Annotated in this window: 14 protein-coding genes and 2 tRNA genes; 10 read left to right on the forward strand and 6 right to left on the reverse strand. The window is 62.5% G+C overall.

The window, feature by feature from the left end:
• Positions 1-13: 13 nt before the first annotated feature.
• A tRNA-Arg gene (locus H0O21_RS00795) sits at positions 14-87 on the reverse strand.
• Positions 88-190: 103 nt separating this feature from the next.
• On the opposite strand from H0O21_RS00795, the gene recF reads away from it, so the two are divergent.
• Positions 191-1282, forward strand: coding sequence for a DNA replication/repair protein RecF (recF, locus tag H0O21_RS00800; RefSeq protein ID WP_255441173.1), 1092 nt, complete (start codon positions 191-193; stop codon positions 1280-1282).
• Between the two features lie 30 nt (positions 1283-1312).
• A complete protein-coding gene (gene speD / locus H0O21_RS00805) occupies positions 1313-1795 on the forward strand; it encodes an adenosylmethionine decarboxylase (RefSeq protein ID WP_131456924.1) in 483 nt (160 codons plus the stop codon).
• Positions 1796-1900: 105 nt separating this feature from the next.
• On the opposite strand, the gene larE is transcribed toward speD, so the two are convergent.
• Positions 1901-2761: an ATP-dependent sacrificial sulfur transferase LarE gene (gene larE, locus H0O21_RS00810; RefSeq protein WP_255441063.1), complete on the reverse strand. Its 861-nt coding sequence runs from the start codon at positions 2759-2761 to the stop codon at positions 1901-1903.
• A gap of 68 nt (positions 2762-2829) precedes the next feature.
• Here larE and H0O21_RS00815 point away from each other — a divergent pair, with 68 nt between their 5' ends.
• Positions 2830-3990 carry a cob(I)yrinic acid a,c-diamide adenosyltransferase gene (locus H0O21_RS00815; protein WP_131456922.1) on the forward strand — a complete coding sequence of 387 codons (1161 nt, stop codon included), beginning with the start codon at positions 2830-2832 and terminating at the stop codon, positions 3988-3990.
• A 6-nt stretch (positions 3991-3996) separates the two neighbouring features.
• Here the strand turns inward: H0O21_RS00815 and moeB are convergent, their stop codons facing one another.
• Both moeB and H0O21_RS00825 read right to left on the reverse strand, forming a co-directional pair.
• A complete protein-coding gene (gene moeB / locus H0O21_RS00820) occupies positions 3997-5160 on the reverse strand; it encodes a molybdopterin-synthase adenylyltransferase MoeB (protein WP_185190078.1) in 1164 nt (387 codons plus the stop codon).
• A gap of 4 nt (positions 5161-5164) precedes the next feature.
• Entirely contained in the window at positions 5165-5671 is a 507-nt protein-coding gene (locus H0O21_RS00825) for a M67 family metallopeptidase (protein ID WP_185190079.1), read from the reverse strand.
• Between the two features lie 20 nt (positions 5672-5691).
• Here H0O21_RS00825 and H0O21_RS00830 point away from each other — a divergent pair, with 20 nt between their 5' ends.
• On the forward strand, positions 5692-6078 hold the full coding sequence (locus H0O21_RS00830; RefSeq protein WP_131456916.1) for a CAAD domain-containing protein: 387 nt from the start codon (positions 5692-5694) through the stop codon (positions 6076-6078).
• A gap of 4 nt (positions 6079-6082) precedes the next feature.
• Here the strand turns inward: H0O21_RS00830 and H0O21_RS00835 are convergent, their stop codons facing one another.
• Positions 6083-6967 (reverse strand): fructosamine kinase family protein, encoded by an 885-nt coding sequence (locus tag H0O21_RS00835; protein ID WP_185190080.1) that lies wholly within the window; start codon positions 6965-6967, stop codon positions 6083-6085.
• A 35-nt stretch (positions 6968-7002) separates the two neighbouring features.
• On the opposite strand from H0O21_RS00835, the gene crtD reads away from it, so the two are divergent.
• Positions 7003-8529, forward strand: coding sequence for a C-3',4' desaturase CrtD (crtD, locus tag H0O21_RS00840; protein ID WP_185190081.1), 1527 nt, complete (start codon positions 7003-7005; stop codon positions 8527-8529).
• Here the strand turns inward: crtD and H0O21_RS00845 are convergent.
• Positions 8516-9415 (reverse strand): prephenate/arogenate dehydrogenase, encoded by a 900-nt coding sequence (locus H0O21_RS00845; protein WP_185190796.1) that lies wholly within the window; start codon positions 9413-9415, stop codon positions 8516-8518. The genes crtD and H0O21_RS00845 overlap by 14 nt on opposite strands.
• Positions 9416-9497: 82 nt before the next feature.
• On the opposite strand from H0O21_RS00845, the gene H0O21_RS00850 reads away from it, so the two are divergent.
• The 5 genes from H0O21_RS00850 (at position 9498) to H0O21_RS00870 (ending at position 12823) form a co-directional block, all read left to right on the forward strand.
• Positions 9498-10946 (forward strand): helicase, encoded by a 1449-nt coding sequence (locus H0O21_RS00850; protein ID WP_185190082.1) that lies wholly within the window; start codon positions 9498-9500, stop codon positions 10944-10946.
• 61 nt (positions 10947-11007) lie between these two features.
• On the forward strand, positions 11008-11247 hold the full coding sequence (locus H0O21_RS00855) for a DUF2839 domain-containing protein (protein ID WP_131456908.1): 240 nt from the start codon (positions 11008-11010) through the stop codon (positions 11245-11247).
• A gap of 64 nt (positions 11248-11311) precedes the next feature.
• The gene (locus H0O21_RS00860) at positions 11312-11863 is read left to right on the forward strand and encodes a hypothetical protein (protein ID WP_185190083.1); all 552 of its coding nucleotides are present in this window, start codon (positions 11312-11314) and stop codon (positions 11861-11863) included.
• Positions 11860-12663, forward strand: coding sequence for a photosystem II S4 domain protein (locus H0O21_RS00865; RefSeq protein WP_255441174.1), 804 nt, complete (start codon positions 11860-11862; stop codon positions 12661-12663). The genes H0O21_RS00860 and H0O21_RS00865 overlap by 4 nt, the downstream gene beginning before the upstream one ends.
• 88 nt (positions 12664-12751) lie before the next feature.
• Positions 12752-12823 (forward strand) — tRNA-Val (locus tag H0O21_RS00870).
• The last annotated feature ends 27 nt before the right edge of the window (positions 12824-12850 follow it).

A 12850-nucleotide genomic window follows, 5' to 3' on the forward strand; every position in this document is an offset into this window, starting at 1 on the left:
GCAAAACTGACCACGAGCATGGAGGGACTCGAACCCCCGACCCTCAGAACCGGAATCTGATGCTCTATCCAACTGAGCTACATGCCCACAACGGCAAACGCCGCTGCAGGGGGTGGATCCGCAGACCTCCCCGATCCGATTACCTTAGCGACACGTCGCACCCGGACCGATTCGGCTTCACCGGCTCGAACTGCAGGGTTTCCGCAACTACAGCCATCTGCAGCTGGAGATCGAATCACCCCGCTTGCTCGTCATCGGCAGCAACGGGATCGGAAAATCCAACCTGCTTGAAGCGGTTGAACTACTTGGCAGCCTGCGCTCCCATCGCTCCAGCCAGGATCAGGATCTGGTGCAGTGGGATCAACCCAGGGCTCTGCTGCGAGCCATCACGCCAGACCAGGATCAGCTGGAGCTCGAGCTGCGCCGGCGAGGTGGTCGCCAAGCCCGCCGCAACGGCAAGGTGCTGGAACGTCAACTGGATCTGATCGGCCCCCTGCGCTGCGTCGGCTTCAGTGCGTTGGATCTCCATCTGGTGCGAGGGGAACCGGCGCTTCGCCGACAGTGGCTCGACAGGGTGGTGCTGCAGCTTGAGCCGATCTACAGCGAGTTGAACAGTCGCTATGGGCGGCTCCTGCGCCAGCGAGCCCAGCTCTGGCGACAACACCGAGAAGGACCTGCATTCGATCACTTGCTCGATGCCTTCGATGAACAGATGGCCCTGGTGAGCACCAGGATTCATCGCCGGCGCCGCCGGGCCCTAAGCCGACTCCAACCTCTAGCCGCTGCCTGGCAGAGACGCCTGAGCGACAACCACGAAAGCCTTGAGCTGAACTACCGGCCCGGCAGCGTGTTGGAGGGAGAGGAGGCGGAGGAACCCTGGCGGGAAGCGATTCAGCACCAGTTCCGGATCCAACGGCCAGAGGAAGCACGCCTTGGCTCCTGCAGGGTTGGCCCCCACCGCGACGAAATCGATCTCCTTCTGAACGGCACCTCAGCGCGTCGCTTCGCCAGCGCTGGGCAGCAGCGCACTCTGGTGCTAGCCCTCAAGCTGGCGGAGCTGCAGCTGGTAGGGGAGCTGTGGGGGGAGCCACCACTCCTGCTGCTGGATGATGTCTTGGCTGAATTGGATCCTGTACGCCAGCTGGCTCTCCTTGAAGCGGTCGGAACCTCCCACCAGTGTCTGGTGAGCGCCACGCATCTCGATGCCTTTGAAGGGCAATGGCATCAGCACGCCCAGATCGTCGAGGCCGAATACCTGGCTTCCAACGGGAACCTGAGGTAAAGTCGAGAGCTGTTTTCTTTTGAAGCCCTGATGGAGCAGACCCTGTCTTGCCTGCATCCCAACCCGGGATGGGGCGGCGCCGATTCCTCGCCAGCCGACAGTTCCACCACACCCAGTGCCACCGACATGGTGGGCAAACACTGCATTCTCGAGCTTTACGACTGCGACACCAGCAAGCTCGACGACGAAGCCTTTCTGAGGACCACCATCACGACAGCAGCGAAACGTGCTGGTGCCACACTCCTCAACCTGATCACCCATCGGTTCGAACCACAGGGCGTGACGGGACTAGCTCTCCTGGCTGAATCTCACATTTCCATCCACACCTGGCCCGAAAGTGGCTACGCCGCTATCGATGTTTTCACGTGTGGTGATCACACCATGCCTGAACGAGCTTGCGACGTTCTCCGCAAGGAGCTCAAGGCAGGTCGCCATGCCCTTCGCAGTTTCCTGCGGGAGACACCGGCAGCCTTGGTCGATAGCGAACGGACGCCGAGTCTTTCAGCGGCCTGAATCAAAGTCAGCCCCACGAATCAGAGGTGCCTTGCGAAGGTCGCCTCTGAAAGGCTGATGGCAATGATCCATCACGGATCAGACAACGAGTCCATGCCAAAGGCTTTAACCGCGATCTTGGAACCGATCGCGGTTGAGCTTGCCGCTGACCAACCCCTCTAGATCGAGACTGACCGCTGTGAAACCAAAGCCCATCAGTGCCTCCACGAGGGCGCTGCGCAGCTGAGGCTCCACCAAGGAAGCGATTCGGTCCACAGGCACTTCCACCCTGGCCGCCTGGCCATGGCTGCGCACGCGCACCTCAGGGAATCCCTGATGGCGCAACCACTCCTCGGCCGCCCCGACCCGACGCAGACGCTCCGCGGCAATCGGATCGCCGTAGGGAAAGCGGGAGGCCAAGCAGGGCTGGGCTGGCTTATTCCACCAGGGGAAACCAAGCACACGGGAGAGGCTGCGCACCATCAACTTGTCGATGGCCAATTCCGCCAGCGGGGAACGCACGCCGGCCAGACGCGCCGCATCGATTCCTGGTCTGTGATCCCCAAGATCGTCATGATTGACCCCATCCACCACCTGGGCAGCCCCGGCTGCCGCGGCGATGAGACCTAGATGGCGATGCAGTTCTCGCTTGCAGGCGAAGCAACGGTCTTGGGGATTACTGGAATAAGCGGGATCATCCAGCTCTGCGGTTTGCACCTCCCGGTGCTCGATTCCCACCCAAACGGCCTGCTGCCTGGCCTCAGCGCGCAAATGGGGGGCCAGGGCCGGGGAAACCCCAGTAATCGCCATAGCCATCGAACCAAGCTGCTCGAAGGCGATCGCCGCCACGAGGGTGCTGTCAACACCTCCGGAGTAGGCCACGCAAAGGCGCTCATGACGCCGCATCCACTGACGCAGATCCTCAAGCTTGCTGCGCTCGTCAGCAGACAGTGTGAGCGTCTGATCCACTCGTTTCAGTGATGCCAACCGTTGGGATCAGGCTAGGGCGGCAGGCTGGTCACTCTGGGTAAGCTCCAAGGGCCATCCGACGCGCCATGGCAGGGAATCGAAGGCCAGCCATCGGCATCGTCACGGCCGCTGACAGTCAAGAGCGCAGTCATGGACAGCTGCACGTCTATGACGGAGAGGGAAAGGGCAAGAGCCAGGCCGCTCTTGGTGTGGTGCTTCGCACCATTGGCCTGGGCATCTGCGAGCAGCGCCGCACCCGGGTGTTACTGCTGCGTTTCCTAAAGGGGCCTGGTCGGGCCTACGACGAAGATGCGGCAATTGAAGCGTTGCAGCAGGGCTTCCCCCATCTCATCGACCAGGTGCGTACCGGTCGGGGCGACTACTTCGGGGCTGATGAGGTCACCCGTTTCGATCGCCAGGAAGCACAGCGCGGCTGGGATATTGCCAAAGGAGCGATCGCGAGTGCCCTTTACTCCGTGGTGGTGCTTGATGAACTCAACCCCGTGCTCGAGCTGGGCCTGCTCGACATCGACGATGTCATGCGCAGTCTGAGGGAGCGCCCTGAGGGCATGGAAATCATCGTCACCGGCCGGGCAGCTCCGCGCCAGCTTGTGCAAATCGCTGATCTCCACTCCGAGATGCGTGCCCATCGGCGGCCGGCGCCCACGGACGGCAACGTGATCACGATTGAACCCCAAGGGGGAATCGAGATCTACACAGGAGAGGGAAAAGGCAAATCCACCAGCGCCCTTGGAAAGGCCCTACAGGCAATCGGCCGAGGCATCAGTCAGGACAAGAGCCACAGGGTGCTGATCCTCCAATGGCTCAAGGGGGGCAGCGGTTACACCGAGGACGCGGCGATCGCCGCGCTACGTGAGAGTTATCCCCATCTTGTGGACCATCTGCGCTCCGGGCGCGATGCCATTGTTTGGCGGGGCCAACAGCAACCGATCGACTACGTGGAAGCAGAGCGGGCCTGGGAAATCGCCCGTGCCGCTATCTCCAGCGGGCTCTACAAAACTGTGATCCTCGATGAACTCAATCCGAGCGTCGATCTGGAGTTATTACCAGTGGAGCCAATCGTGCAGACCCTGTTGCGCAAGCCTGCGGAGACGGAAGTCATCATCACCGGACGCTGCAAAAATCCTCCGGCCTATTTCGATCTGGCCAGCGTGCATTCCGAGATGGTGTGCCACAAGCACTACGCCGAACAGGGCGTTGATCTCAAACGCGGCGTGGATTACTAAGAGACCTTAGTAACGGGGAACAGCAGGATCGATCTGTTGGGACCAAGCATCAATTCCTCCATCAACATTGATGGCAACAATCCCTTGCTGGCTCAGCGCTGTCACCGCCTTAGCGGAACGACCGCCAAGCTTGCAATGCACATAGATCGGTCGATCACCCGCCCGCTCTCGGATCGCCCCGAAGGCTTCGCCGCTTTCAATCGTGGCAAGGGGAAACAGCTCAGCCCCTGGGATCGCCGCAACCTCCACCTCCGCCTGATTGCGGACGTCGATCAGAAGCAGATCAGCGCCGGAATCGAGCAACGCTTTGAGCTCTTGCACGGAAATGCTTTCCACCTGCTCCTCCTGAGCAAAGGCGACGCCAGTGGTGCCGCAGAACGCTTGGTAGTCAATCAGGCCGGTGATCGGCTGTCGCGAAGGAGCTGGAGCGAGACGCAGCTCCCGAAAGCGCATGGCCAGACCGTCCACCAACAGCAGGCGACCATCCAGCGGATCGCCGATTCCTGTAATCAGTTTGATGACCTCAGTGGCCTGAATCAGACCAATCAGTCCAGGCATCACGCCAACAACGCCACCAGCAGCGCAGGAGGGAACGAGACCAGGGGGCGGTGGTTCCGGCACAAGATCGCGATAGTTCGGGCTTTCTACCGTGCGATTGAAAACGCTCACCTGACCTGAGAACCCCTGGACCGACCCATAGATGCAGGGTTTTCCCAAGAGGGCGCAGGCGTCATTCACCAAGTAGCGACTGGGGAAATTGTCAGTGCCATCGCAGACCAGGTCATAGGCACGCACAATGTCCAAGGCATTGTCGGCACAGAGCATGATGTCGTGCTCTTCCACCTGCACATGGGGGTTGAGATCCCGAACCCGGGCCGCCGCCGAGCGAGTTTTCGAGTGCCCAATGCTGGCGCTGCCGTGAATCACTTGGCGCTGCAGATTCGAGGCTTCCACCCGATCAAAATCGACAATGCCGATTCGGCCCACCCCTGCAGCAGCGAGATAGAGCAAGAGAGGCGAGCCCAGGCCACCACTGCCCACGCACAGAACCGAAGCCCGCTTCAGGCGCAGCTGGCCTTCCAGTCCCACCTCTGGCAGTGCGAGGTGGCGTGCATACCTGGACCGCTCCTCATCACTCAGTTCGGGATGGCCGACGTCGTGATTGGGCATGGGATCAGCCGTCGTTCCCATGAGTGTGAACGAGGGGCAGACGGGTGGCCGTTCCGGCAGCGATCCACCAGGCCTCAACCTGAGCATCCTTGCCCATGATCAGCATCAAACCCGGCTGCACCATCCAACGCTGATCCTGATCCGATGGCCTTGGCTGCCCCCCTGGATGCGAGTGGGCCGTACCAAGCACCTGAAGCCCACGATCTCGAGCCCAGCGCTGGGCATGCAACTGCTCTCTAGGGTCGAGGGCAAAGCGGTTGCGACGGGTCGGGACAGCCTCCGGGAGCTCAGGCAGAGCATCCAGCCCCGGCCGCCAGACATTGCAGCAAGGCCAGATCTGCTGCACCCACCACGTTCTGGGGTTCGCCGCATGGGCAGTGCCCAGCAAGAGTGCACAGCCCTCATTCGGCAACGCTGCCCGCAGGCTGGAACGCAGAACGATCAGGCAATCCCAACCGAGGCACACCCGTTCTGGCCATTCGGTGAGCTGACCGATACGCTCAAACCACATTTTCCATCCGTCAAAGGTTCATGAGCGAGGACAGCACCGCGGTGAAGGACGCGAGCGCCAGCACCGACACCAGCAGCGAGACGGCCAACGGCGGCGATAGCTTCAACTTCACTGAGCGTTATGGCGAGGTGCTGGGCAAAATCAATTCCACCCTTGATCAGGTGGATTGGAGCCAAGCTGGTCGCATCGGCAAGGTGGTCGGCATCTTCGCTGCTGTGATCGTTGCCCAAATCCTGATCAAAGGCATTCTCGACACCATCAATCTTCTGCCCGTGGTGCCCGGCCTGCTGGAACTGCTCGGCGTGGTTGTGGTCGGTCAGTGGAGCTGGAAAAATCTCACCACCAGCGATAAGCGCCAGGCCCTGATCACCCGGGTGCAGACCCTGCGCAAGGAATATCTAGGCTGATACTTCAGCCATCGATGCCTTCGAGCCGTTGAAGGGTCTGCAGGCACTGTTGCCGGTAGGCCCCACCGAAGAGGTTGGCATGGTTGAGCAAGTGATAGAGGTTGTAGACCTCAACCCGTTCAGAGGCCAGGTCAGGCAAAGGCCACTCCTGTTGGTAAGCCTCGTAGAAACGTCTTGAAAAGCCTCCGAACAGGTGGGTCATCGCCAAGTCCACCTCACGATCCGCCCACCAACAGGCTGGATCAATCAGTAGTCCCCGCCCATCTCCCAGCACGGAGGCATTGCCGCTCCAAAGGTCGCCATGGACCAGTGCCGGCGTCGCCCCGTGCCGATCAAGCCGTTGGATCAAACCGTGCAAGAGCGGCTCGAATGGAGCGATCTCCAGCCCCCAGCTCCTGGCGAGCTCCATTTGAGGGCGTAGGCGTAAGTCAATGAAGGCCTCGCCCCAGGACTGTCGCCATCCTCCTGGTTGAGGGCCCAGACCGATGTAGGCGTCGCTCTCCCAGCCAAAGCGATCAGGCCCTTGCCCTGCGGACGCGCGATGCAGACGGGCTAGGCCACGCCCGAGCCGACGCTGATCGCCAACGCCCTGATCCAGCCAGGGCAGCAGCAGCCAGGCCCGGTTGGATTGACCATGGAGAAGCGCCAGGACCTCGGGCACCAGCAGATCGAGGGGATCGCTCCAGCGGCGCAGGGCCTGCAGGCCAAGCCGTTCGGCCTCAAGCATGACTGGATCCCCTCCCTTGGCGAACAGCTGGCGACCATCGCTGAGCTGCAACCGCCAAGCCTGCTGACTGCATCCACCACCCACCGGCTGACAGAGCTCAAGATCCACGCCCCCCGCATGGGGCCCCATCCCCCTCACCAATCGAGCTAGCTCCTCCTGCATCCGCACCTCTGCTCCCGGCTTGCCAGCATGCCGCGATGGAGGAACAGCAGGATGTGATTGTGATCGGCGGTGGCATCGCCGGTCTCACAGCGGCGGCACTTCTGGCACGCCATGGTTTGCAGGTCACGCTGCTGGAAGCCCACTATCAGCTAGGTGGCTGTGCAGGGACCTTCCGCCGTGGCCCGTACACCTTTGACGTCGGTGCCACCCAGGTGGCAGGGCTGGAGCCAGGCGGTAGCCATGCACGCATTTTCAAACATCTGAATCTCGAACCACCGGAGGCGGTTCCGCTGGATCCCGGCTGTGTGGTCGACCTGGCCGACGGTACCGAGCCGATTCGGCTCTGGCGTGACCCGGAGCGCTGGAAGGCCGAACGTCAGCGCCAGTTCCCTGGTAGCGACCGCTTCTGGTCTCTTTGCAGCCAGCTGCATCAGAGCAATTGGGCCTTTGCCGGCCGAGACCCCGTTCTTCCGATCCGCTCTGGCTGGGATCTGCTCCAGACCATTGGAGCCTTGGGCCCAGCAACCATGGCCAGCGCCCCCTTAAGCCTGCTCACCGTGGGCGATCTCCTGCGCATCAGCAGCTGCTCTGAGGACCAACGCCTGCGCCGCTTTCTTGACCTCCAGCTGCGGCTCTACTCCCAGGAGCCAGTGGAGCGCACTGCTGCTCTCTACGGAGCAACCGTGCTGCAGATGGCTCAGAACCCTCAAGGGCTCTGGCATCTCCATGGCTCCATGCAGGTCCTCAGCGATCGCTTGGCATCGGCCTTTAAACGAGATCGGGGCTGTCTACGGCTTCGGCAACGGGTCACACGACTGACAAGACAAGGCGAAGGTTCAGGCTGGCGAGTCCAAACCGAATGCCGCGACGGAAGCCCTTCGAGCTTCAGTGCCGCTGATGTGGTGTGCAGCCTGCCGCCCCAGTGCCTACCAACCCTGATCAGGGAAGACGAAGGTGCCAAGGCCATGCCACTGGGCTATCGCAGGCAACTGATGCAACTGGATGCCCCCAGTGGTGCCTTGGTGCTTTACGGGGCCGTGCGCCGAGACGCCTTACCAGCGGATTGCCCAGGCCATCTACAGCGCGACGGAGAGTCGCCCGGATCGCTCTTTGTATCCGTGAGCCAGGAAGGGGATGGTCGCGCCCCGATAGGGGAAGCCACCTTGATCGCCAGCGTGTTCACAGACCCAGGTATTTGGTGCCAGAGGCCCGAGGCCGACTACAAAGCGCACAAGCGGGGCTGCCAGGAAGCGATCAGCCACACCCTGGAACAGTGGCTCGGCTTCTCTCCCGATGCCTGGCGTCATCAGGAACTGGCCACTCCCCGATCGTTCGCCCACTGGACGGGACGTCCGAATGGGATTGTCGGAGGGCTTGGTCAGAGCCCGCGCCGCTTCGGCCCCTTCGGACTGGCCAGCCGCACACCGCTGGCCAATCTGTGGCTATGCGGCGATTCGATCCATCCAGGAGAGGGCACCGCTGGGGTGACCCTCTCTGCCCTGATGGCCTGTCGTCAACTCACAGCCCAACGGGGGCGACCACTGAAGCTCAAGGATTCATGAGCTCACCGGGTGCAGTCAGAAATGCAGGCCTGAGCGACCGTGTCTGCTCCAGTTCACGCTCCAGCTGTGGCCAGTTCCCCTCCAGGATCGCCTCCTCCAACTGCTCGAGGCTCCAGCGATAGGCAGCCAGACCTCTCAGCACCGCAGCGGTGTTGCGAGAGGCCATCGCCGTGCCAAGGACCGGATTGCCTGCCCCCACGCGCGTTGTGTCGGCGAACCCGCTGGAGGCCAACTGACAGGCGAGCGCCCGCACCGCTGGATCACGCTCCGTCCCCACAGCTCGCAAAAGGGCCGCACTCACAAGCACCGGCACATGGGAAATGAGTGCGACGGCCTGATCGTGACGCTCTGGATCCGCTGTCAGCCAGTGGCTACCAAGGGCGCGTGCCATTCCTTCCACCATGGCCAGCGCTTCGGGATCGCTGGACGCGTCAGGTGTGGCCACCCAGGGACGTCCGCGGAAGAGATCGCGCACACCTGCCTCAACACCCGCCTCAGCCGTGCCCGCCATCGGATGGCTGGCGATGAAACGGGGATGGCGGGCACGCCAGACCTCCAGCACCGGCGTCTTGACCGACCCCACATCCGTGATCACCGCCTGCTTCGGTAAGGCCGCCACCAGAGCGGGATCAGGGTCGAGCAAGCGTTCGATTGGAAGGGCGAGGATCACCAGCTCGCAGCGGGCCAGATCGGCTGGGTTCGTGCTCACCCGTTGGGCAAGTCCCCGCTCCAGGGCCCGCCCGACCGTCTCTTGACGATGGCAGAGGCCGTGCACCTCACAACCAAGGGCCTGGAGATCCAAGGCGAGCGATCCGCCGATCAGCCCCAGGCCAACAATGCCCACCCTGCCTGGGACCTGGGGGGGGCAAACCAGCTGCTGCTGCATCTCAGGGACTGTCGATGTCCCCATGTTGATCGAGAGATCAGCCTGAACCATCCCGATTCAGCGCTCTGCCTAGGCTCCTTTGATGCTGGAAGCACATGCCCATCAGCAACTCAAGCAACTGCTGCTGCAGGAGCGCTCGGCGTGGCCGCATCACCTGACTCTGAGTCGCCTGATCGCCCGAGGGCTACGGCGTCGGGATCACGCCCTCATTCAACTCAGCCCCTGCAGCCAGGATCAATGGTGGCTTGGGCTCCTGGTTCCCCTCTCTCTTCAGAGCCGCCACTGCGTGCTGGTCCTTGAGGACCAGCAGCGCCAGCGTCTACTCCAGGTGGAGCGCCCGAGGCTGCAAGCGGAGGGTTTGCAGCTGCCCTGCTGGCAGGGACTAGAAGCACCGCAGGGCGATCAGCTCTGGTTGCTCAATACCCAAGAGCTGGTCGAGGCCCAACGACTCGGCCTCCTACGGGCTCACCATCTTTTGATCATCCCTGAGGCTGATCAGCTCAGCCAAAGACTTCGACGGGCGATGGCTCTGACCTTAACGGCGTCGGACTGGGAAAGTCTTCGTCGGGCCCAGCCCAGTGCCGACGGAGCATTGCTGGAGCTGTATGAACGCCTCAGTCGCCAACTGTTTGGCCAGGCGACCCACAGTGATGCCAGCGTGCGTTTGCAGAGCTGTCAGCTCCAAAGCCTGCGCGACCTGCTGAGCCTTCTGCAACCACTGCCAGCCCCATGGGCACGCGTCCTGGCGGCCGATCCGCAGCATTGGGCCAGCTGGGCTCAGCTTGACCACCGCCTGCTGCAATGGAGCTGGCACCTCCAGGCCCTGGAGCCCCTGAACCAGCTGCATGCCCTGTTGAAGGACCATCCAATCCTGCTTCTCAGCAGCAATGGGAACAGCGGACCTTTGCAGGCGGAATTACGCAGTGCCGGCTTCCAAGCCGAGGTTGATGTGCATCTGCGCGAGCCGTCGCTTCTGGAGCCGGTCCCTCTTTTTGCACCCCGCCGACAACCGCTGCCGAACACCGAGGTGTACGCGCAACACCTGCTCGAACAGTCCCGACGACTGATTCTCGGACGCGCCGGGATGACGATCGTGCTGCTCAATGACCCACAGATGCGCCAGCGTCTCACCAGCGAACTGGCGGGAGAATTCGGCAGCCGCGTCCTGGAGCAGGCGACCGCCCCGGAAGCCAATGGTGTGATCTGCTGCTCCTGGGAGTGGTGGCTAACGCATCAGTCGCAGCTGCCGGCTCCCGATCAGCTGATCGTGGCACTGCTACCGATCGCCAGCCTGGAAAGCCCCCTAACGGCAGCCCGGGTGGAAGCTCTCAAGCAGCAGGGGCGGGACTGGTTCAGGGAACTTCTGCTTCCAGAAGCCCTCAGCCTGATGGCCCCGGCGATTGCTCCGCTTCGCCGCAGCGGCGGTCGTCTTGCAGTGCTGGACGGACGACTGCGGGGTCGAAGCTGGGGCGAACAGGTGTTTCAGGCCCTGCAACCGTGGACCCCCTTACACCGGCTCCTGCCTGACTAAAAAAACGCAATCAAGCCTGCGTGAGCCCACTTAGGCTCCCCAAAGAACCAATCGCCTTTGCATGGGAGAAGCCCGACGCCGCGCCAGCCAGGGCCTGCCGCCCCGCCAGCCTCGTGCGAACCCTGCAGACCAGGAGCGGGTTGCACCTTGGCTGCCCCTCACCAAACAGCAAACCAATCAGTTCGTATCGATCACGACCCGCGGTGCCTGGATCGGGATTGGCGCCCTGGTGGTGTTCTGGGTGGTGGTGCGCTTCATCGGACCCGCTGCAGGCTGGTGGACCCTGGCCGATATGCCTTGATCCACCTATTACGAAACAGCGCAGCAGTAAACAGGCGACAATCGAGGCCTGTCAAAGGTGAGACATGCCCGTCTGCGTGCTGGTACTGAAAGACTGGAGTGACGCGGCGTCTCTGCAAACCAAGCTCAAAGCCCAGGCCCTGCCGCTGCTTCAAAGCGTGCTGGTACCGCCGGAAGGTGGGGACGGGCAGTTGCCAGACGAAGGAGATGGAGCCACCGGACTCCAGTGCGAACTCATCGATCGGGTGGAGCTGCTCAACCCCAACCTGGCGCGGCAACGACGCCAACGGGGCATGGCCCGCTGGCTGATGCCCTTTGGCTTTCTCGCTGGGCTCACCTTTACCCAGATCACCACGCTGGAAACCTTCTCCGCCCTCGGCACCTGGGCTCAACCGATGATCGGCGGCCTCCTGGGGATGGGCTCCGGCCTTATGGGTAGCTATGCCGCCGCCGCGAGCGTGCCCTCCGACAATGAAGACGGGGTGCGAATCCTTCGCAATCGCCATCAGGAGAAACGCTGGCTTCTTTTGCTGGAGACCCCAACGGGTATCGAGCCCCCCTGGCAGCTCCTGCAAAGTGCTCGTCCGATCCAGGTGGTGCGCCTGAGCGAGCTCTGATGTTGCCCCGCGAACCACTCCTGCAGGGCAGTCGCCTTAGGGCCGGACTGGAGCCACTTCTCGATCTAGCCGATGAGGTATTGCGCACCTGGCAGCCAGGCTGGAGTCCCTTCCTTTCTGCCCCCCTCCAGAACGAAGCGCTCGCCCGATTCTCGTCCTTGACTGAGCTGCGCTGGGATCGGGAAGGGGGCTACCCGGCCGCGGAGCGCTGTCGCCTGCGCTGCCAGCGCAGCGGCGGAGAGCCCACAGAGAAGAGCAGCCCATCCCTCGCGACGGATGTGCCGATCCACGGCCTATCAGTGGAAGGCAACTTTCTGTTTGACCCCCTCTCTCCGGCTGACATGCACCAAGCTCTCGAAGGGATGGGCGTTGAGGAGGGGATGCTCGGGGATATCTGGATCCGCGGAGATCGGGGGGCTCAACTGCTCTGTACCCCCGAGGCGGCAGCCTTGCTTGATGGGCGGCGAGGGGTGGTGCGCGATGTGGAGATCCTCTGCGAGTCGATGGCGCCGGAAGCCCTTCAACTTCCCGCCCTGCGCGCGGTCAAACGCCTAAGCAGCGTTGAAGCCTCCTGCCGACTCGATGCGATCGCCTCTGCAGGGTTCGGGCTTTCACGCTCCAAAGTCAGCCAGCAGATTCGCGCAGGAAAGCTCCGGCTGAACTGGGAGCCCGTTCGCCAGGCAAGCCGCGATCTACAGGTGGGCGATTGCCTACAGCTCCAGGACAGGGGAAGCGTGGAGGTGCTCTCGCTGACTCTGACCAAACGTGATCGCTGGCGCGTCGACATGGAGCGACGCTGAGGGGAACGGATCGCTCCGGCTGCTAGGTTCACTCTCTCAGCGGAACGACCCGCTGCTACGCCTCACGCAAATGCTTGATGCGTCGAGAGGGCGATTAGCTCAGAGGTAGAGCACTACCTTGACACGGTAGGAGTCACTGGTTCGATTCCAGTATCGCCCACTTTCTCAACGGAGACAGGACACAGGA

Source organism: Synechococcus sp. HK01-R (assembly GCF_014217855.1).
In the GTDB taxonomy this organism is placed as follows: Bacteria; Cyanobacteriota; Cyanobacteriia; order PCC-6307; family Cyanobiaceae; genus Synechococcus_C.

What these genes read in the sequence shown, in the direction of transcription:
- H0O21_RS00850 (WP_185190082.1), top strand. Translation starts at nt 9,498, where the DNA reads ATGCTGGAAGCACATGCCCATCAGCAACTCAAGCAACTGCTGCTGCAG.
- moeB (WP_185190078.1), bottom strand. Translation starts at nt 5,160, where the DNA reads ATGCCCAATCACGACGTCGGCCATCCCGAACTGAGTGATGAGGAGCGG.
- H0O21_RS00815 (WP_131456922.1), top strand. Translation starts at nt 2,830, where the DNA reads ATGGCAGGGAATCGAAGGCCAGCCATCGGCATCGTCACGGCCGCTGAC.
- H0O21_RS00825 (WP_185190079.1), bottom strand. Translation starts at nt 5,671, where the DNA reads ATGTGGTTTGAGCGTATCGGTCAGCTCACCGAATGGCCAGAACGGGTG.
- H0O21_RS00830 (WP_131456916.1), top strand. Translation starts at nt 5,692, where the DNA reads ATGAGCGAGGACAGCACCGCGGTGAAGGACGCGAGCGCCAGCACCGAC.
- speD (WP_131456924.1), top strand. Translation starts at nt 1,313, where the DNA reads ATGGAGCAGACCCTGTCTTGCCTGCATCCCAACCCGGGATGGGGCGGC.
- H0O21_RS00860 (WP_185190083.1), top strand. Translation starts at nt 11,312, where the DNA reads ATGCCCGTCTGCGTGCTGGTACTGAAAGACTGGAGTGACGCGGCGTCT.
- H0O21_RS00845 (WP_185190796.1), bottom strand. Translation starts at nt 9,415, where the DNA reads ATGCAGCAGCAGCTGGTTTGCCCCCCCCAGGTCCCAGGCAGGGTGGGC.
- H0O21_RS00855 (WP_131456908.1), top strand. Translation starts at nt 11,008, where the DNA reads ATGGGAGAAGCCCGACGCCGCGCCAGCCAGGGCCTGCCGCCCCGCCAG.
- crtD (WP_185190081.1), top strand. Translation starts at nt 7,003, where the DNA reads ATGGAGGAACAGCAGGATGTGATTGTGATCGGCGGTGGCATCGCCGGT.
- H0O21_RS00835 (WP_185190080.1), bottom strand. Translation starts at nt 6,967, where the DNA reads ATGCAGGAGGAGCTAGCTCGATTGGTGAGGGGGATGGGGCCCCATGCG.